Here is an 18,598-nt window from a genome sequence, read left to right as displayed (position 1 = left end):
CGAAGCGAACCGCGGCTGCCCGGTCAGGCGCTGAAAAAACCCTTCAGCTTGTCCGCCCAGGTCTCCTCGGCCGGCGAGTGCTTGGACCCGCCCTTCTTCAGCGACTCGTCCAGCTCCTTCAGCAGCTTGCGCTGGTGCTCGGTGAGCTTGACCGGCGTTTCCACCGCGATGTGGCAGTACAGGTCGCCGGCGATGCTGGAACGCACGCCCTTGATGCCCTTGCCGCGCAGGCGGAACTGCTTGCCGGCCTGCGTGCCTTCGGGGATGTCGATGGCCGCCTTGCCGTCCAGCGTCGGCACGTCGATCTCGCCGCCCAGCGCGGCGCGCGCGATGCTCACCGGCACCACGCAGTGCAGGTCGTCGCCGTCGCGCTCGAAGATCGGGTGCTTCTTCAGCCGGATCTCGATGAACAGGTCGCCCGGCGGTCCGCCGTTGGTGCCCGGTTCGCCGTTGCCGGCGCTGCGGATGCGCATGCCGTCGTCGATGCCGGCGGGAATGCGCACTTCCAGCGTCTTCTGCTTCTTGACCTTGCCCTGGCCGTGGCAGGTGGTGCAGGGCTCGGGAATGATCTTGCCGGTGCCGCGGCACTGCGGGCAGGTCTGCTGCACGCTGAAGAAGCCCTGGCGCATCTGCACGACGCCGGCGCCGTGGCAGGTGGCGCAGGTCTTGGCCTGCGTGCCCGGCTTGGCGCCGCTGCCATGGCAGGTCTCGCACTCGTCCCAGGACGGGATGCGGATCTGCGCGTCCTTGCCCTTGGCCGCTTCCTCCAGCGTGACTTCCATCGCGTACGACAGGTCGCTGCCGCGATAGACCTGGCGCCCGCCCCGGGCGCCGCCGCCGCGCTGCTGCTGGCCGAAGATGTCGCCGAAGATGTCGCCGAAGGCCTCGGCGAAGCCGCCGAAGCCCTCCGCGCCGCCCGCGCCGCCGCGCATGTTGGGGTCAACGCCGGCATGCCCGAACTGGTCGTAGGCCTGGCGCTTCTCCGGCTCGGACAGCATCTCGTAGGCTTCCTTGGCCTCCTTGAAGCGCGCTTCCGCATCCTTGCCGCTGTCCCCCTGGTTGCGGTCGGGGTGGTACTTCATCGCGAGCTTGCGATAAGCCTTCTTGATCTCGTCGTCCGAAGCATTCTTCGGAACGCCGAGGACTTCGTAGTAATCGCGTTTGGTCGCCATGGTTCTTCTTGAAAAGGGGCTAGAGACTGGAGGCTAGAGGCTAGAGAATGCGCATTCCCTAGTCTCTAGCCTCCAGCACCTAGCCCCTGGGACTTCTTAGCCCTTCTTCACTTCCTTGACTTCCGCGTCCACGACGTTGTCGTCGTTGGCCGGCTTCGACTGGGCGTTCTCCGCGCTGCCTTCCGGCTGCGCGGCGCCGCCGGCGGCCTGCTGCGCTTCGTACATCTTCTCGCCCAGCTTCTGGCTCACGGTCATCAGCGCGTTGGTCTTGGCCTCGATCGCTTCCTTGTCCTCGGACTTGAGCGTCTCTTCCAGTTCCTTCGCGGCGGACTCGATCTTGTCCTTCTCGCCGGCGTCGAGCTTGTCGCCGTAGTCGGCCAGCGACTTGCGCACGCTGTGGACCATCGCCTCGCCCTGATTGCGGGCCTGCACCAGTTCCAGCTTCTTCTTGTCGTCGGCGGCGTTCTGCTCGGCGTCGCGCACCATCTTCTGGATCTCTTCCTCGGTGAGGCCGGAGTTCGCCTTGATGGTGATCTTGTTTTCCTTGCCGGTGCCCTTGTCCTTGGCGCCCACGTGCAGGATGCCGTTGGCGTCGATGTCGAAGCTCACCTCGATCTGGGGCAGGCCGCGCGGCGCCGGCGGGATGCCTTCCAGGTTGAACTCGCCCAGCAGCTTGTTGCCGGTGGCGATGTCGCGCTCGCCCTGGTAGACCTTGATGGTCACGGCGGGCTGGTTGTCGTCGGCGGTCGAGAAGGTCTGCGCGAACTTGGTCGGGATCGTCGTGTTCTTCTTGATCATCTTCGTCATCACGCCGCCCAGGGTCTCGATGCCCAGCGACAGCGGGGTGACGTCCAGCAGCAGCACGTCCTTGCGCTCGCCGGAGAGCACCTGGCCCTGGATGGCGGCGCCGACGGCCACGGCCTCGTCGGGGTTGACGTCCTTGCGCGGCTCCTTGCCGAAGAACTCCTTCACCTTCTCCTGCACCTTGGGCATGCGGGTCATGCCGCCGACCAGGATCACGTCCTGCACGTCGTTGATCGACACGCCGGCGTCCTTGACGGCGATCTTGCAGGGCTCGATGGTGCGGGCGATCAGCTCCTCCACCAGCGACTCGAGCTTGGCGCGCGTCAGCTTGATGTTCAGGTGCTTGGGACCGGACGCATCGGCCGTGATGTACGGCAGGTTGATGTCGGTCTGCGTGCTGTTGGACAGCTCGATCTTCGCCTTCTCGGCCGCTTCCTTCAGGCGCTGCAGCGCGAGCACGTCCTTCGACAGGTCGACGCCCTGGTCCTTCTTGAACTCGGAAATGATGTAGTCGATGATGCGCTGGTCGAAGTCCTCGCCGCCCAGGAAGGTGTCGCCGTTGGTGGACAGCACCTCGAACTGCTTCTCGCCGTCGACGTCCGCGATCTCGATGATCGAGATGTCGAAGGTGCCGCCGCCCAGGTCGTACACGGCGATCTTGCGGTCACCCTTGCCGTGCTTGTCCAGGCCGAAGGCCAGGGCCGCGGCGGTGGGCTCGTTGATGATGCGCTTGACTTCGAGGCCGGCGATGCGGCCGGCGTCCTTGGTGGCCTGGCGCTGCGCGTCGTTGAAGTACGCGGGCACCGTGATCACGGCCTCGGTGACGGTCTCGCCCAGGTAGTCCTCGGCGGTCTTCTTCATCTTGCGCAGGATGTCGGCGGAAACCTGCTGCGCCGAGATCTTCTTGCCGCGCGCCTCGATCCAGGCGTCGCCGTTGTCAGCCGGCACGATCTTGTAGGGCATCAGGTCGATGTCCTTCTGCACTTCCTTCTCGGTGAACTTGCGGCCGATCAGGCGCTTCACCGCGTACAGCGTGTTCTTGGGATTGGTCACCGCCTGGCGCTTGGCCGAGGCGCCGACGAGGATCTCGCCGTCTTCCTGGTAGGCGACGATCGAAGGCGTGGTGCGCGCGCCTTCGGAGTTCTCGATCACCTTGACGTTGTTGCCTTCCATGATCGCAACGCACGAGTTGGTGGTGCCGAGGTCGATGCCGATGATCTTTGCCATGTGGTTTCTCCTTGTCTTCGTCCGGGCCTCAGCCCTGTGAATCTGTCTGTTGAGTACTTGTGGATATCTGTGGATATCTATTTCGGATTCAAGGCTGGGCCGTGTTATTTGGGTGCGGTGACCGTGACCAGTGCCGGCCGCAGGATGCGGTCCGCGATCAGGTAGCCCTTCTGCAGCACCGTCACCACCGTGTTGGCTTCCTGCTCGGCGGGCACGACCGAGATGGCCTGGTGCTGGTGCGGATCGAACTTGGTGCCGGCGGGCGGGTTGATCTCGAGCACCTTGTTGCGCTCGAGCGCGGCCTTCAGCTGGCGCAGCGTGGCTTCGGCGCCCTGGCGGATCTGCTCGGCGCTGAGGTCGGCGTGGGCGAGGCCGGCTTCCAGGCTGTCGCACACGGGCAGCAGGCTGTCGGCAAAGGATTCGACGGCGTACTTGCGCGCCTTGGCCATTTCCTCGTCGGCGCGGCGGCGGGTGTTCTGCATCTCGGCCTGCGCGCGCAGGAACTGGTCGGCCAGTTCCTGGTTGCGGGCCTGCAGGGCGGCCAGCTGGGTGGAGAGGTCCTGGTCCGGGGCCGGTGCGGCGGTGGTCGAATCGTTGGCGGCCCCGTTGTCCTGGGGCAAGTCGCTCTCGTTCTGGATGTTGTCGGGCATTGCAGGGAGCTTTGTTCTGGAAAGACGGGCTGGACTTGGGGGCAGGGAAGCCCTTTTCAAGCTGGGGATATGCCCGGCAGCACAAAAAAATCGCCCCGGTCGGGGCGAGCGCGGATTGTACGGCCCGGTACCGGTCGGCCCCCGGCGCAGGTCGTCCCCGCGCGGCGCGCTTCGTCGCAGCAGGGGCGCTTTGCCTTGACCGCGGCGGCCCGCGCCCCGTATCGTCCCCGGATGGAAATGTCGGGCAGATCGTTGGAGGCCGGCGCGCAGGCGCCCCGGGCGGCGGAACACTGGCTGCTGCCGGGACTGCGGCCGCTGGCCTGGGTGGTGGCGACGGCCACGGTGGCGGCCGTGCTGGTCATGCCCATGACGCACAACACCTACCTCGAGCTGCTGGGCGAGACGCTCTTCGTCGGCATCGTGCTGCTGTTCGCGTTCCGCGGCGCCGGAGCCTGGCGGCAAAACGTGGTGCCGCGCTGGCTGGCGCAGGTGCTGGCGATCGCGGTCGGCGCCGTGGTCGCACCCTTGATCGTGCAGCTGGTGGCGGCAGGCGGCGACATCTCCGGCTTCACGAGCTCCCGGGGCCACGTCAAGGGCTACTTCCTGGTCACCTTCGCCGCGGCCATCATCGGCACCGCCATCGCGATGGGCGCGCTGTTCCGCGAACGCGATGCGCAAGCCCGCAACGAAGCGCTGCACTTCGACCTGCTGCGCGAACGGCTGGAGCGGCAGGCCGCCGATGCGCGGCTGCGGCTGCTGACGGCGCAGATCCAGCCGCACTTCCTGCTGAACACGCTGGCCAACGTGCAGGCCCTGGTGGAAAGCGGCTCGCCGCGCGCCGTGCCGCTGTTCCGCAGCCTCACCGCCTACCTGCGCGCCGCCGTGCCGCAGCTGCAGCAGGACCAGACCACGCTGGGCGAGGAAGAGAAGCTGGTGCAGGCCTACCTGGAACTGATGCAGATGCGCATGCCCGACCGGCTCGCGTTTTCGCTGGCGGTGGACCCTGCGCTGCGTGGCCTGCGCCTGCCGCCCCTGGTGCTGCTGACGCTGGTGGAGAACGCCGTGCGCCACGGCATCGATCCGGGCGTGGACGCGGGGCGCATCGAAGTGGGCGCACGGGCGGACGGTGATCGGGTGCGCCTGTGGGTGCAGGACAGCGGCGTGGGCATGGGCGATGCGCCGGGCGAGGGTGTCGGGCTGTCGAACCTGCGGCAACGCCTGGGCGCGTTCGACCCGAGCTCGGGGCTCGAGCTGTGCGAGCTGCAGCCGCAAGGCGTGCGGGCGGAGATCCACCTGCAGCGCGGGGCGATGGAATGAGTGCCGCCACCGCACTGCTGGCGGAAGACGAGCCGATCCTGCGCGAACGGCTGGCGACGATGCTGGCGCGTGCCTGGCCGGGGCTGGAGATCGTCGCCCAGGCCCGCCATGGACGCGAGGCCGTGGAGCTCTTCGAGCAGCACCAGCCGCAGGTCGCCTTCCTCGATGTCCACATGCCGGGCCTGAACGGCATCGAGGCGGCGCGTGCGATCGGCTCGCGCGCGGCGATCGTGTTCGTGACGGCCTTCGACAAGTACGCGGTGGAGGCTTTTGCCCGCGGCGCGATCGACTACCTGCTGAAGCCGGTGGAAGAGGAGCGGCTCGCGGAAACGGTGCAGCGGCTGCAGGCGCGGCTGGCCGGCGGCAGCGCGGCGCCTTCGCTGGAAGACACGCTGGAGCGCCTGGCCGCGCGCCTGGGCCAGCCGGCCGCGCCGCGGCTGCGCTGGATCCGCGCGTCGGTGGGCGACACGGTGCGGCTGATCCCGGTCGACCAGGTGGCGTACCTGAAGGCGGACCACAAGTACACGCTGGTGGTGTGGCAAGGCGGCGAGGGCGTGATCCGCACCTCGATCAAGGAGCTGTCGGACCAGCTCGACCCGGAGCACTTCGCGCGCATCCATCGCTCGGCGATCGTGAACCTCGCGCAGGTGGCGAGCTTCGTGCACGGCAACGATGCGGGGGAGATCCAGCTGCACGGCCGGCCGGAGCGGCTGCCGGTGAGCCGGAGCTTCGTGCACCTGTTCCAGCGGATGTGAGCTGGACTCGTCATTGCGGGCTCGACCCGCAATCCATCTCCGGTTGCTTGATGGACCGCGGGAGGCGGATCCCGGGTCAAGCCCGCGATGACAACTTATCGCGTCTCGAGCAGCTCCACGTCGAACTTCAGCGTTGCGTTCGGCGGAATCACGCCACCCGCGCCGCGCGCGCCGTAGCCCAGCGCCGGCGGAATAACCAGCGTGCGCTTGCCGCCGACCTTCATGCCGGCCACGCCTTCGTCCCAGCCGCGGATCACCATGCCGGCGCCGAGCGAGAACTCGAAGGGGTCGTTGCGGTCGCGGCTGGAGTCGAACTTGGCGCCTTGCACGCCGTTGTTGTACAGCCAGCCGGTGTAGTGCACGCGCACGTCCTGGCCGGACTTGGCTTCCGGGCCGCCGCCCACGAGTTCGTCTTCGTATTGCAGGCCGCTGGGGGTGGTGATCATCTGGGTTCTCTGGTTCAGTTCTTGAGGAGGCCGCGGCGGGCCAGGTCGCGCATCAGCGCGAGCGTGCCGTAGCGCCACGGGGCCACGCGGTCGGAGGTGTTGACGCGGTTCACCAGTGTACCGAGGCGCGGGGTCGAAATGGCGACCAGGTCGCCCACCACGTGCGTGAAGCCCTGGCCGGGACCATGCCGGTCCTGCGTCGGCGCGAACATGGTGCCCAGGAACAGCATGAAGCCATCGGGGTACTGGTGGTTCGCGTTCGTCGCCTGCGCCACGAGGTCGAGCGGATCGCGGCTGATCATCGAGAGGCTGCTCGCGCCGTCCATCACGAAGCCTTCGGGGCCGACGACCTTCATCGCCAGTTCGCACTGGCGCACGTCGGCGATGGAGAAGCCTGTATCGAAAAGGCGGATGAAGGGGCCGATCGCGCAGCTGGCGTTGTTGTCCTTGGCCTTGCCCAGCAGCAGCGCGCTGCGGCCTTCGAAGTCGCGCAGGTTGACGTCGTTGCCGAGCGTCGCGCCCACGGTCTCGCCGCGGCTGTTGACGCACAGCACGATCTCCGGCTCGGGATTGTTCCACTCGCTCTTGGGATGGATGCCGATCTCCGCGCCCGTGCCGACCGCGCTCATGGGCTGCGACTTGGTGAAGACTTCGGCGTCGGGCCCGATGCCGACTTCGAGGTACTGCGACCACATGTTCTTGGCCAGCAGCACTTCCTTCAGCTTCGCCGCGCCGGGCGAGCCGGGAACGACCTTGGAGAGATCGTCGCCGATCACCGCCATCACATCCTTGCGCACCGACTCGGCCAGGGCCGGATTGCCGCGGGCCTGTTCCTCGATCACGCGCTCCAGCATCGACGCAACGAAGGTCACGCCGGCCGCCTTCAGGGCCTGCAGGTCGCACGGGGCCATCAGCCAGGGCGTGCCATCGACGCGCTTGTCCGCGTGGCTGTTGGCGATCACCTCGGCCAGCGACGCGATGCGCGGGGCGTCGTGCGCGCGCACGGCGGCGGCCGGGTCCTGCAGTTCGAGCAAGGCGCTGCTGGTCGGCGCGAGCTGCGACAGGTCGTGCAAGGCGTCGCCGCGCACGTGGACCAGCACGGCCCCCTGGCCCTCGATCCAGACGCGCCCGACGAGGGTGGCTTGCTGCGCATCGGCGGGCAGCGTCGCTTTCAGGAAGTCTTTCATGGCACCTGCTTTTTCTTGGCTTGGGCGGCCACCCATTTGGCGGCGAAGGGCTGCAGGTCGCCCAGGCGCTTGAGCAGGTCCGCCCCGCTGGCCGTGACGCTGTAGCCTTCGCCGTTGTGTTGCATCAGCCCGGCTTCGCGCATCTCCTTGATGCGCGTGTTCAGCGTGTTGGGCGTGATGCCGCCCACGCTGTCCTGCAGCAGCCGGAAGGTCTGGGGATGGCCGTCGCGCAACGCCCACAGCACGCGCATGGCGTAACGCGCTTCCAGCAGCGCGAGCAGCTGGTGCGTGGCGGCATTCTCCTTGGAACTCATTCGCGCGCTCTCCCCCGATATCCGGGCCGGGGAACGGAGTGTACGCAGGCCGCGCTACCGAAACAATAGCGAACGTGACGGGGGAACAACGAGGCCGGTCCTATCCCGGCTGGTAGATCTTCTTCAGCAGCTTGATCAGCGTGCGCAGCTCGCTCGGCGTCAGCCGCGCCGCCACGCCCGCTTCCAGTTCGGCGGCCGTCGCCTCGGCGTCGCGCACCAGCTTCTCGCCCTGCGTGGTCAGGTGCAGCCCCATGGCGCGGCCGTCGCGTGGATGCGGCTGGCGCGAGATCAGTTCGCGCTTTTCCAGCGCGTTGACCATGCCCACCAGGTTGGGCGGCAGGATGCCCAGCGTGGTGCAGAGCTGGCGCGAGGTGATGCCCGGGTTGTGCGCGATCAGCGACAGCACCGAGAAGTCCACCGGCCGCAGCTGGTAGGGCGCCATCGCCTCCAGGAACACCTCGATCACCGCCAGCGCCGCGCGCCGTGCGTTGTAGCCCAGCAGGCTCTCGAGGTAGCTGGTGTCGATGACGTCCACCGACGGCGTTTCGCCGGCGTTCAGGTGGCGGTGCGTTCGCAGTTGGGCCATGGGTCAGGCTTTCACGGCTGGCGGCAGCTGAAGCTCGCGGCATTTTCCGGATCGCCGCTGCCGTTGTAGTGCGCGTATTGCGGCCAGGGGCACAGCGGCCGCGAGCGGTTCGGGAACACCGTGGTGCCGTTCGCGACGATCCGTTGCGGCGCCTGCCCTTTCTCCACCCAGTCGACCAGCGCCCCCAGGCCGTCCCAGCTGTCGGTGGCCGCGCCGCCGGAGCAATGGCCCATGCCGGGAATCTGGAACAGCCGCGCGAAATTCGCGGTGGCCGGGCCGTGCTTCGCGACCAGGCGCTCGTAGTAATCCTGCGATTCGAGCGGCGAGAAGATCGGGTCGGCCATGCCGTGCGCCAGCAGCAGCTTGCCGCCGCGGGCCCGGAAGCCGGCGAGGTCCACGTCCTTCTCGGTGTCGAAGATCCAGTCGTAGGCGTCCATGCGCGCCGGGTCGCGGTCGAAGTTGAAGCCGAAGACGGTCAGCGAACGGTCCGGCGGCGTGACGAAGTAGCCTTGCAGCGCGTCCTGCATCAGGAACACGTGGCGCGAATTCGGCGTGGCCGTCGTCGAGGTGCCCAGCTTCCAGTTGCGCCAGTCGTTCGCGGGATGGCCCATGCCCGGATCCCAGGGCCAGGGGAAGTAGAGCTTGCGGCCGGCGGAGTCCTGCGGGCCGCCGAACATCTTCTGCAAGGCGCCGACCTGCGCCGACGCGAGGCAGTTCGCGTCCTTGGCACCGGTGCACGCGAGCGTGCGCACGTCGAACTTGCAGGCGGCCGGATGGGACACCAGGCCGTCGGCCAGGCCGTCCTGCGCGTCGCACGCCTGCAGGATGCGGTTGCGCACCAGGCCCAGGTCGGCATCCGTCAGCGCCTGGCTGAGGACCTTCTTGCCATCGACGCCGGGCGGCGCGATCGCGTCCAGCGCTTGGGTGTCCCAGGCCGCGGCGATGGTCGCGCCCTTGGAGACGCGCATGGCCGGCGCCATCGCGATCACGCCGTCGAAGTAGGCGGGGAAACGCTGCGTGAACATCATGCCCTGCCGGCCGCCGCCGGAGCAGCCGATGAAGTAGGCGTGATCGGCCGGCTTGCGGTACCAGCGCTTCACCAGTTCCTTCGCCGTCACCGCGACCCGGTCATGCGCGTTGTAGGCGTTGTCGACGCGGGCAATGGGATCGAAGCCGAAGCTCGCGTCCGGGCCCTGGTGGCCGGCGTCGGTGGTGACCACGGCGAAGCCGCGGTTCAAGGCATAGCCGGGCGCGGCCTGCGGGCCGACGGCGGGGCGGATGATGCCGTCGTTGCCGCCGCCGCCCTGGTACAGCAGGCGGCCGTTCCAGTTGGCGGGCAGGCGCAGTTCGAAGCCGATGTGGTACGGCTTGCCGTCTTGCCCCATGCGCTCGTTCATGCGGCCCTGGATGCGGCAGTGCGCGGCCAGCAGCGGCCCGGTGGTCGTGCCGGGCGGCCGCACCGTGTCGCCGGCGATGGCCTCGGCCTCGGTGATGCGCAGGCCGGGCAGGGCGAAGGCCTCCGCCGCGGTGGCGCAGCCGGTGGCCGGCACGGACGAAACGCTTGCGCTCGGCGCAGGCGTGCCGCAGGACGCGAGCAGCAGCGTGGCGGCGGCAGAGGCGGTGAGAACGGCGATCTTCTTCATGGCGGGCCTTGCTTTCAGGATTCGGCGGTGAAGCCGATCTTCTTGACCAGCGGCCCCCAGCGGGTGAATTCGTCCTTCTGGCTCTTGTCCATCTGCACCGGCGTGGAGCCCTGCGCTTCCAGTCCCATCAGGTGCAGCGAATCGACCACCGTCTTTTCCTTGACCGCCTGGTTGATGGCCGCATTGGCGTTCGCGATCACGCTGGCGGGCGTGCCCGCGGGCGCGTAGAAGCCGAACCACTCCTCGGTGGTCAGCTCGGGGTAGCCCTGTTCGGCATAGGTCGGCACGTCCGGCGTGAAAGCCGTGCGCTGCGCGCCCGACGTGGCCAGGATGCGCACCTTGCCCGCCTTGTGATTGGCCAGCGCGTCGCCGGTGGGCGTGGAGCAGGAGGCGAGCTGGCCGCCGATCATGTCGGCCACCGCCGGCGCGGAGCCGCGGTAAGGCACGTGCTTCAGGTCCACGTTGTTGTTCAGGCCCAGCAGCGCCGCCAGGAAGTGGGGCGTGGAGCCGGCCGCCGGCGAGCCGTAGCTGGCCTTGTCCGGATTCGCCTTGGCCCAGGCCAGGTAGTCCTTCACCGTCTTCACGCTGGCCGGCACCATCGGGCCGACGCTCAGCGCGTGGGTCATCACCGCCGCGATCGACACCGGCAGGAAGTCCTTGAACGGGTCGTACGAGAGCTTGGCGTAGATGTGCGGGTAGATCGACATCATCGAATACGGCGTGAGCAGCAGCACGCTGCCGTCCGGCTTGGACGCCTTCACCACCTCGCAGGCGATGCGGCCGCCGGCGCCGGGCTTGTTCTCCACCACTGCCGCGGTCTTGGCGTAAGCCGTGCCGCCCATGCGCTCGCCGACGCGGCGCGCCGTCGCGTCCGCGGTGCCGCCGGCGGGAAAGCCGTTGATGATCTTCGGTGCTTCGAAAGCCTGGGCCAGCGCCTGCAGCGGGAACGCGGACACAGCAGCGGCGGACAAGGCGAAATCGCGGCGGGTGAGCATGGGCAGGTCTCCTTCGTTGGTGGGATTCAGGCGGGCTGCTTGCGGGCAGCCCCCAGGTAGGTTTCGATCACGCGCGGGTCGCCGGCGAGCTCGCGCGCCGGGCCGCGCAAGCCGATCTCGCCGGTTTCCAGCACGTAGCCATAGTCGGCGACTTCCAGCGCCGCGCGGGCGTTCTGTTCGACCAGCAGGATGCTGACGCCGCTGGTGCGCAGCGTGTCGATGATGCGGAAGATGTCGCGCACCACCAGCGGCGCCAGGCCGAGGCTGGGCTCGTCGAGCATCAGCAGCTTGGGCCGCGCCATCAGCGCCCGGCCCACGGCCAGCATCTGGCGCTCGCCGCCGGAGAGCGTGCCGGCGAGTTGCGCGCGGCGTTCCTTCAGGCGCGGGAACAGCGTGTAGACGCGTTCCAGCTCGCTCTTCCAGTTGGGAATGCGCAGCTTCATGGCGCGGTAGCCGCCCAGCACCAGGTTGTCTTCCACCGGCATGGTGCCGAAGAGCTCGCGCTTTTCCGGCACCAGCGCGAGTCCCAGCATCACGCGTTCCTCGAGGTCCGCATTCGCAAGGTCGACGCCGTCGAACAGCACCTGGCCGCGGCAGGGCAGCAGGCCCATCAAGGCGTTCAGCGTCGTGGACTTGCCGGCGCCGTTGGGGCCGATTACCGTGACGACCTGGCCGGCGGGCAGCTGGAAGTCCAGCCCGTTCAGCACTTCGGCGCGGCCGTAGCCGGCGTGCAGGCCTTTCACTTCGAGCAGCAGGCTCATCTCAATGCTCCGTTCCGAGATAGGCCGCGCGCACGGCGGGGCTGGCCTGCACTTCGGGCGGCGTGCCTTCCATCAGCTTGGTGCCGAATTCCATCACCACGATGCGGTCGGTGAGGCCCATGACGAAGTCCATGTCGTGTTCCACCAGCAGCAGGCTCACGCCTTCGCCCTTCAATTGGCGCAGCACGTCGCCCAGCGCCTGCTTCTCCTTGTGGCGCAGGCCGGCGGCGGGTTCGTCCAGCAGCAGCAGGGCAGGGTCGGTGCACAGTGCGCGCGCGATTTCCATCAGGCGCTGTGGTCCCAGCGCGAGGTTGCCCGCCAGTTCGTGCATGCGGTCGGCCATGCCGATGCGTGCCAGCTGGCGCTCGGCTTCGGCAAAGAGCCGGCGTTCTTCTTCGCGGTCGAGGCGCAGCATGGCGCGCAGCGGCCCCACGCTGCCGCGCAGGTAGCCGCCCAGCGCGACGTTCTCCAGCACGGTCATGTCCGGAATCATCTTCACGTGCTGGAAGGTGCGCGATACGCCCAGCCTGGCAATGTTGCGCGAAGCCATGCCGCCGATGGCCGCACCGCGGTACAGCACCTGGCCCTTGGTGAGCGCGAGGACGCCGGTGATCAGGTTGAAGGTGGTCGACTTGCCGGCGCCGTTGGGGCCGATCAGGCCGACGATCTCGCCCGCGCGGATCTCGAAGCTGACGTCGTTCACCGCCACCAGGCCGCCGAACTCCTTGCGCACCGCCTGCACCTGCAGCAGCGCCTCGCCCGGTGTCGGTTTCGCGCGCACCGGGAGCGCTTCCGCGTTGGCCCAGTCGCGCGGACGGTCCGCGCGCGGCAGCCAGCGGGCGACGAAGGTCCAGAGGCCGTCCGGCGCGTACTTCAGCACCAGCACCAGGATGACGCCGAACACGATGGATTCGAAGTTGCCGCTGGTGCCGATCAACTTGGGCAGCAGCACCTGCAGCTGGTCTTCCAGCAGCTTGACCACGCCGGCGCCGAGGAAGGCGCCCCACACGTGGCCGACGCCGCCCAGCACCGCCATGAACAGGTACTCGATGCCCTTGGCCAGCGAGAAGGGCGAGGGGTTCACCGTGCGCTGGAAGAAGGCGAACAGCCAGCCGGAGATGGCCGCCAGCACGGCGGCGATCACGAAGACGGTGAGCTTGGCGCGGAAGGTGGAGATGCCCATCGCCTCGGCCATCGTCGCGCCGCTCTTGAGCGAGCGGATCGCGCGGCCGGGCCGCGAGTCGAGCAGGTGCGTGGAGGCCAGCGCTGCGAGCAAGGCGATCAGCCAGATCACCACGTGCAGGTGGCGTTCACTGCCGATGTCCATGCCCCACAGCTTGAGCGTGGGGATGCCCAGGATGCCGTCGTACTTGCCCAGGAACTCCATGTTGCCCATGGTGAAGTACAGGGCCAGGCCCCAGGCGATGGTGGCCAGCGGCAGGTAGTGGCCGGACATGCGCAGCGTGATCGCACCCAGCACGAGCGCCGCCGCCACCGCGAGGCCGACACCGAGCAGCAGCGCCAGCCAGGGCGAAGCGGCCAGCTTGACCGTCAGGAAAGCAGCGGTGTACGCGCCTACGCCGACGAAGGCGGCCTGGCCGAAGGAGGTGAGACCGGCGACGCCGGTCAGCAGCACCAGGCCCAGCGAGACGATCGCGTACAGGCCGATGTAGTTGCCCTGCGAGATCCAGAAGTCCGGCACCGGCAGGAAGGGCAGCGCCAGCATGGCCAGCGCGAACAGCGGGAAGGCGAAGCGCCGCATCAATGCTCCTCCCCGTGCGGATCGCGCAGCGACCGCCACAGCAGCACCGGGAGGATGGAGGCGAACACGATCACCTCCTTGAAGGCGCTGGCCCAGAAGGAGCCGAAGCTTTCCAGCAGGCCGACGGCCAGCGCGCCGACGAGCGCCAGCGGGTAGCTCGAAAGGCCGGCGAACACGGCGGCGACGAAGCCCTTCAGGCCGATGATGAAGCCGCTGTCGTAGAAGACCGTGGTGGTCGGGCCGATCAGCAGGCCCGACAGCGCGCCCAGGAAGGCGGCCATCGTGAAGGCGAGGCGACCGGCGCCGTTGGAGGAAATTCCCATGAGGCGCGCGCCCACGCGGTTGACGGCCGTGGCGCGCAAGGCCTTGCCGGTGAGGGTGCGTTCGAAGAACAGGTAGAGCGCGACGATCAGCGCCACCGAGGCGGCAAAGATGATGACGGTCTGTCCGGTGAGGGTGACGGCCCCGGCGTTGAAGCGGGTGTCCCAGAAGCTCGGGTTGCGGAAGCCTTCCGCGCCGAAGAAGAACAGGCCCAGGCCGACCAACGCGAAGTGCACACCGACCGAGACGATCAGGAGAACCAGCACGGATGCGTCGGCCAGCGACTCGTAAGCCAGGCGATAGATCAGGTTGCCGAAAGGCGTGACCAGCGCGAGCGTCAGCAGCGCCTGCACCGCGAGCGGAAAGCCGCGCGGCGCGGCCCAGATGGCGACCAGCGACACGAGCACGGGCAGCGCCAGCGTCTTGCCCATGTCGGTGAGGATGCGTTTGGCGGGCCGATGGTGGCGCACGCCGTTGACGAGGTCGGCCAGCGCGGCGACCACGGCCAGCACCAGCAGGAACCACACCGTACCCGGGACCTTGCCGGTCTGCAGCAGGGCGAGGGTGAGGGCGCCGAAGGCGACGAACTCGCCTTGCGGAATGAAAATGACGCGGGTGACGGCGAACACGAGCACCGTCGCGAGGGCCAGCAGGGCATAGACGGCGCCGTTGGTCAGGCCGTCGAGCGCCAGGATGCTGGCGATGGAGAAGTCCATGGGTGGGAGAAGGGCTAGAGGCTAGAGACTGGAGGCTAGGGAAGGAAGCCGAGGCCTGGCCAGGTCCGGGAAGTTTCCCTAGCCCCTAGCCTCCAGCCCCTGTTTGCTGCGCGTTTTGGCGCAGCAAACTTCATTTCTCGACGACGAACTTGCCGTCCACGACCTTCTGCATCACGCCGGTTTCGTTGGTGTAGCCCCAGTGGTCGTCCTTGGTCCAGTTCATCACGCCGTGCGAGAAGATGGTGCGGCCCATGCCTTCCATGGCGTCGCGCAGCGCGGCGCGGAACTCCGGCGTGCCCGGCTTGGCCTTCTTCAGCGCCACGGGAACGATCTTCTCCATCACGATCGCGAAGTCGTAGGAGTGGCCGGCGAACTGGTTGCGCGAACCGGCGCCGTTGGCCTTCTCGAACTTGGTCACGAAGTCGACGGCGGCCTTCTTGGACGGGTGGCTGTCAGGCAGCTGCTCGGCGACGACGGCCGGGCCGGAGACGACGTAGGTGCCTTCGACGTCCTTGCCGCCGATGCGCACCAGGTCGGGCGTGGCCGCGGCGTGGGTCTGGTAGATCTTGCCCTTGTAGCCGCGCTCGACGATCGCCTTCTCGGGCATCGCCGCGCCGGAGCCGGAAGCCACGACCAGCATCGCGTCGGGGTTGGCGGAAACCAGCTTCAGCGCCTGCGGCGTGACGCTGGTGTCGGTGCGGGCGAAGCGCTCGGTGGCGACGATCTTCATGCCGTTCTTCTCGGCCTCAGCCGTCATGGCCTTGAGCCACAGTTCGCCGTAGGCGTCGGTGTAGCCCAGGAAGCCGATGGTCTTCACGCCCATCTTCTTCATGTGGTTGACCATCGCGTGGGCCATCACCTCGTTGCCCTGCGGCAGGCGGAACAGCCATTGGTCCTGGCCGGGGGGCACGCCGACCGGCGAGGCGGCGACCTGCAGCACCTTGTTTTCGGCGGTGACCGGCGCCATGGCGGCGGCCACCGGGGTCAGGCAGGAGCCGAGGATCACGTCGACCTTGTCCTCGGTGATCAGGCGCTTGGTGTTGCTCACGCCCTTGCCCGGGTCGGAGGCGTCGTCCAGGACGATCAGGTTGACCTTCTCGCCGGCGATTTCCTTGGGGAACAGCGCTAGCTGCTTCTGCATCGGGATGCCCAGGCCGGAGCCCGGGCCGGTCAGCGACAGCACGACGCCGACGTTGATGTCGGCCAGGGCGGCGCCGGCGGCGGACAGCGCCACCGCGGCGGCGATCAGGGTACGGACTAGCTTCATCTTCTTTGTCTCCAGGGGTTAAATCGATTCAACGGGGCGCCATGCGAAGCGCTCCGTCCAGGCGGATCACTTCGCCGTTCAAGTGGCTGTTGGTGACGATATGGCAAGCCAGCTGCGCAAACTCTTCGGGTTTGCCCAGGCGGGACGGGAAGGGGATGGACTTGGCCAGGGACTCCTGCACCGGCTCGGGCAGCTGCTTCATCAGCGGCGTCGAGAACAGGCCGGGCGCGATGGTGCACACGCGGATGCCATGCTGCGCGAGGTCACGCGCCATCGGCAAGGTCATGCCCACCAGGCCGCCCTTGGAGGCGCTGTAGGCCTGCTGGCCCACCTGGCCGTCGAAGGCCGCGACCGAGGCGGTGAACAGCATGACTCCGCGCTCGCCGTCTTCCAACGGTGCCAATTTTGCGCACTCCGCGGCAAACAGCCGGCTGACGTTGTACGTGCCGACCAGGTTGATGTTGACGACGCGCGCGAAGTCTTCCAGCGGCGCCGCAGTGCCGTCCTTCTGCACGATGCGCTTCGCGGTGCCTATGCCGGCGATGTTCATCAGGATGCGGGCCGGCCCGTGGGCGGCGGCGGCCTTGGCGATGGCGGCGGCAACGCTCTCCGCGTTGGTGATGTCGCACTGCATGGCCACGCCACCGATGTCGCGCGCGACCTGTTCGGCCTGCGCGAGGTTCACGTCGAGCACGGCGACCTTGGCGCCCAGCCGCGCGAGCTCGCGCGCGGTGGCTTCGCCGAGGCCCGAAGCGCCGCCCGTGACGAGGGCGGCCTGTCCCTGGATGTTCATGCCTTGTCCTTTGGCAGCAGCGTGTGGGCGAGCTTGCCGTCGTGGAAGTCCTGCACCAGCGGGTCGCGGTGCTTGAGCACGGCGCGCTGGTTGATGGAGCCCTTGTCGGTGACTTCGCCCTTGTCGATGGAAGGCGGCTCGTGCAGCAGGTGCAGGCGCGCCACGCGGTTGGCGCTGCCGGTGCCTTCGGCGGCCAGCTTGTCCAGCACTTGCTGGAAGTGCGCCTGCACCGGCGCGCTTTCCAGCACGTCCTTCAGCGGCGCGCCTTCCGGCAGGCCGGCCAGCTTGCGGATGGCCGGCGTGGGGAACAGCAGCGCGCCGACTTCCTTGCGGTTCAGGCCGGTGATGACGGCGTCCTGCACGTAGGGCGCGCCGGCCGCGATGATCTTCGCGCGCAGCGGGCCGACGCTGACGAAGGTGCCGGTGGCCAGCTTGAAGTCCTCGGCGATGCGGCCGTCGAACTTCAGGCCCAGGTGCGGATTCGCCTCGTCGATCCACAGCACGGCGTCGCCGGTGCAGAAGAAGCCTTCCTCGTCGAAGCATTCCGCGCTGGCCTCGGGGTTGCGCCAGTAGCCAGGCGTGACGTTCGGGCCCTTGTAGCGGATCTCGGTCTTGCCTTCGGCGGGCACCAGCTTCAGCTCCATGCCCACGGTCGGCAGGCCGATGTGGCCGGACTTGACCTCGGGGTTGGTGACGAACACGGCGAAAGGTGCCGACTCGGTCATGCCCAGGCCCGTGCCCATCACGATGCGCTCGCCGATCTCCTGCTCCTGCACCTCGTGCAGCAGGTCCCAGATCGGCTGCGCCAGGGCCGCGCCCGAGTAGAAGAACATGCGCACCCGCGACAGCAGGTTGCGGCGCAGCACCGGGTCGGCCTTCATCGCGTGGGCGATGGCTTCGAAGCCGGTCGGCACGTTGAAGTAGATGGTCGGCGCGATCTCGCGCAGGTTGCGCAGCGTCTCGGCCATGCCGGCCGGCGTCGGTTTGCCGTCGTCGATGTAGAGCGTGCCGCCGTTGTAGATCGTCAGGCCGACGTTGTGGTTGCCGCCGAAGGTGTGGTTCCAGGGCAGCCAGTCGACCAGCACCGGCGGCTCCTCGGCCAGCACCGGCATCGACTGCCGCATCTGCTGCTGGTTGGCGCACCACATGCCGTGGGTGTTGATCACCGCCTTGGGCAACTTGGTCGAGCCGGAGGTGAAGAGGAACTTGGTGATCGTGTCCGGGCCGGTGGCCTGCATCGCGGCGTCGACCGCGGGCGTGGGCTCGGTGGCCAGCAGGGCGGACAAAGGCGTCACGTCGCGACCGGGCAGCGTGCCTTCGGCCAGCACCACTTCGACGTCAGCGGGCACGGTGGCCGCGATGGCCTTGCCGTAGCGCGCCGCATCGAGCGCGAACACCAGGCCGGGCGTCAGCGTCTCCAGCACGTGCCGGAGCTTGTCGTAGTCCTGGCTCACCGTGGAATAGGCGGGCGACACCGGGCAATAGGGAATGCCGGCGTAGAGGCAGCCGAGCGCGACCTGCGCGTGCTCCAGGCTGTTCTCGCTGAGGATGGCGACGGGACGATCGGCGTCGAGGCCGCGGTCCAGCAGCGCCTGGCCGACGCGGCGCGCGGTCTGCAGCGCTTCGCCATACGTGATCTTGCGCCAGTCGCCGCTGCTGCCGTCGGCGCGCTTCTCGCGGCGCGCGATGAAGACGCGGTCCGGATCGGTTTGCGCCCAATGCAGCAGGCGGTCGGTCATGCGCTGCGCGTAGCGGGTGTCCAGCGGCACTTCGGCGCGCAGGTAGCGGGCGCCGCCGGTACCGTCGCGGAGCACGGCGCGGGTGACGCCGAAACCCATGGGGCGATAGCGCGGCGCGGGCCGCTTGGCTTCCGTGCTCATCG

17 protein-coding genes are annotated in these 18,598 nt (G+C 68.3%); 2 read left to right on the top strand and 15 right to left on the bottom strand.

The window, feature by feature from the left end:
- Positions 1–23 precede the first annotated feature (23 nt).
- The 3 genes from dnaJ to grpE all read right to left on the bottom strand — a co-directional run bounded on the left by dnaJ (position 24) and on the right by grpE (position 3,853).
- Positions 24–1,172 (bottom strand): molecular chaperone DnaJ, encoded by a 1,149-nt coding sequence (gene dnaJ / locus LZ009_RS20600; protein ID WP_275699853.1) that lies wholly within the window; start codon positions 1,170–1,172, stop codon positions 24–26.
- Positions 1,173–1,268: 96 nt separating this feature from the next.
- Positions 1,269–3,245: a molecular chaperone DnaK gene (gene dnaK, locus LZ009_RS20595; RefSeq protein ID WP_275699858.1), complete on the bottom strand. Its 1,977-nt coding sequence runs from the start codon at positions 3,243–3,245 to the stop codon at positions 1,269–1,271.
- A 62-nt stretch (positions 3,246–3,307) separates the two neighbouring features.
- Positions 3,308–3,853, bottom strand: a complete 546-nt coding sequence (grpE, locus tag LZ009_RS20590; protein WP_275699852.1) for a nucleotide exchange factor GrpE — start codon at positions 3,851–3,853, stop codon at positions 3,308–3,310.
- 237 nt (positions 3,854–4,090) lie between these two features.
- Here grpE and LZ009_RS20585 point away from each other — a divergent pair, with 237 nt between their 5' ends.
- Together LZ009_RS20585 and LZ009_RS20580 are read left to right on the top strand one after the other, a co-directional pair.
- Complete coding sequence (locus LZ009_RS20585) at positions 4,091–5,170, top strand: sensor histidine kinase (RefSeq protein ID WP_275699851.1); 1,080 nt, start codon at positions 4,091–4,093, stop codon at positions 5,168–5,170.
- Positions 5,167–5,925: a LytR/AlgR family response regulator transcription factor gene (locus LZ009_RS20580; protein WP_275699850.1), complete on the top strand. Its 759-nt coding sequence runs from the start codon at positions 5,167–5,169 to the stop codon at positions 5,923–5,925. The genes LZ009_RS20585 and LZ009_RS20580 overlap by 4 nt, the downstream gene beginning before the upstream one ends.
- Positions 5,926–6,020: 95 nt before the next feature.
- Here the strand turns inward: LZ009_RS20580 and LZ009_RS20575 are convergent, their stop codons facing one another.
- The 12 genes from LZ009_RS20575 to LZ009_RS20520 all read right to left on the bottom strand — a co-directional run bounded on the left by LZ009_RS20575 (position 6,021) and on the right by LZ009_RS20520 (position 18,596).
- Positions 6,021–6,371: an FKBP-type peptidyl-prolyl cis-trans isomerase gene (locus LZ009_RS20575; RefSeq protein ID WP_275699849.1), complete on the bottom strand. Its 351-nt coding sequence runs from the start codon at positions 6,369–6,371 to the stop codon at positions 6,021–6,023.
- Between the two features lie 14 nt (positions 6,372–6,385).
- Positions 6,386–7,558, bottom strand: coding sequence for a fumarylacetoacetate hydrolase family protein (locus LZ009_RS20570; RefSeq protein WP_275699848.1), 1,173 nt, complete (start codon positions 7,556–7,558; stop codon positions 6,386–6,388).
- Complete coding sequence (locus LZ009_RS20565) at positions 7,555–7,872, bottom strand: winged helix-turn-helix transcriptional regulator (protein ID WP_275699847.1); 318 nt, start codon at positions 7,870–7,872, stop codon at positions 7,555–7,557. The genes LZ009_RS20570 and LZ009_RS20565 overlap by 4 nt, the downstream gene beginning before the upstream one ends.
- A gap of 100 nt (positions 7,873–7,972) precedes the next feature.
- Positions 7,973–8,458, bottom strand: coding sequence for a MarR family winged helix-turn-helix transcriptional regulator (locus LZ009_RS20560; RefSeq protein WP_275699846.1), 486 nt, complete (start codon positions 8,456–8,458; stop codon positions 7,973–7,975).
- 11 nt (positions 8,459–8,469) lie between these two features.
- The gene (locus tag LZ009_RS20555) at positions 8,470–10,101 is read right to left on the bottom strand and encodes a tannase/feruloyl esterase family alpha/beta hydrolase (RefSeq protein WP_275699845.1); all 1,632 of its coding nucleotides are present in this window, start codon (positions 10,099–10,101) and stop codon (positions 8,470–8,472) included.
- Positions 10,102–10,115: 14 nt separating this feature from the next.
- A complete protein-coding gene (locus LZ009_RS20550; protein ID WP_275699844.1) occupies positions 10,116–11,096 on the bottom strand; it encodes a Bug family tripartite tricarboxylate transporter substrate binding protein in 981 nt (326 codons plus the stop codon).
- A 26-nt stretch (positions 11,097–11,122) separates the two neighbouring features.
- Positions 11,123–11,857: an ABC transporter ATP-binding protein gene (locus LZ009_RS20545; RefSeq protein ID WP_275699843.1), complete on the bottom strand. Its 735-nt coding sequence runs from the start codon at positions 11,855–11,857 to the stop codon at positions 11,123–11,125.
- A gap of 1 nt (position 11,858) precedes the next feature.
- Complete coding sequence (locus LZ009_RS20540; protein WP_275699842.1) at positions 11,859–13,619, bottom strand: branched-chain amino acid ABC transporter ATP-binding protein/permease; 1,761 nt, start codon at positions 13,617–13,619, stop codon at positions 11,859–11,861.
- Positions 13,619–14,656 carry a branched-chain amino acid ABC transporter permease gene (locus LZ009_RS20535; RefSeq protein WP_275699841.1) on the bottom strand — a complete coding sequence of 346 codons (1,038 nt, stop codon included), beginning with the start codon at positions 14,654–14,656 and terminating at the stop codon, positions 13,619–13,621. The genes LZ009_RS20540 and LZ009_RS20535 overlap by 1 nt, the downstream gene beginning before the upstream one ends.
- Positions 14,657–14,786: 130 nt before the next feature.
- Positions 14,787–15,923, bottom strand: a complete 1,137-nt coding sequence (locus LZ009_RS20530; protein WP_275699840.1) for an ABC transporter substrate-binding protein — start codon at positions 15,921–15,923, stop codon at positions 14,787–14,789.
- Positions 15,924–15,951: 28 nt separating this feature from the next.
- The gene (locus LZ009_RS20525) at positions 15,952–16,716 is read right to left on the bottom strand and encodes an SDR family NAD(P)-dependent oxidoreductase (RefSeq protein WP_275699839.1); all 765 of its coding nucleotides are present in this window, start codon (positions 16,714–16,716) and stop codon (positions 15,952–15,954) included.
- The gene (locus tag LZ009_RS20520) at positions 16,713–18,596 is read right to left on the bottom strand and encodes a feruloyl-CoA synthase (protein ID WP_275699838.1); all 1,884 of its coding nucleotides are present in this window, start codon (positions 18,594–18,596) and stop codon (positions 16,713–16,715) included. The genes LZ009_RS20525 and LZ009_RS20520 overlap by 4 nt, the downstream gene beginning before the upstream one ends.
- Between the last annotated feature and the right edge of the window lie 2 nt (positions 18,597–18,598).

This window comes from Ramlibacter paludis, assembly GCF_022012305.1.
GTDB lineage: Bacteria > Pseudomonadota > Gammaproteobacteria > Burkholderiales > Burkholderiaceae_C > Ramlibacter > Ramlibacter paludis.
Note: the sequence above shows the minus strand (reverse complement) of the source record. Positions and strands in the feature narration are given on the sequence as shown.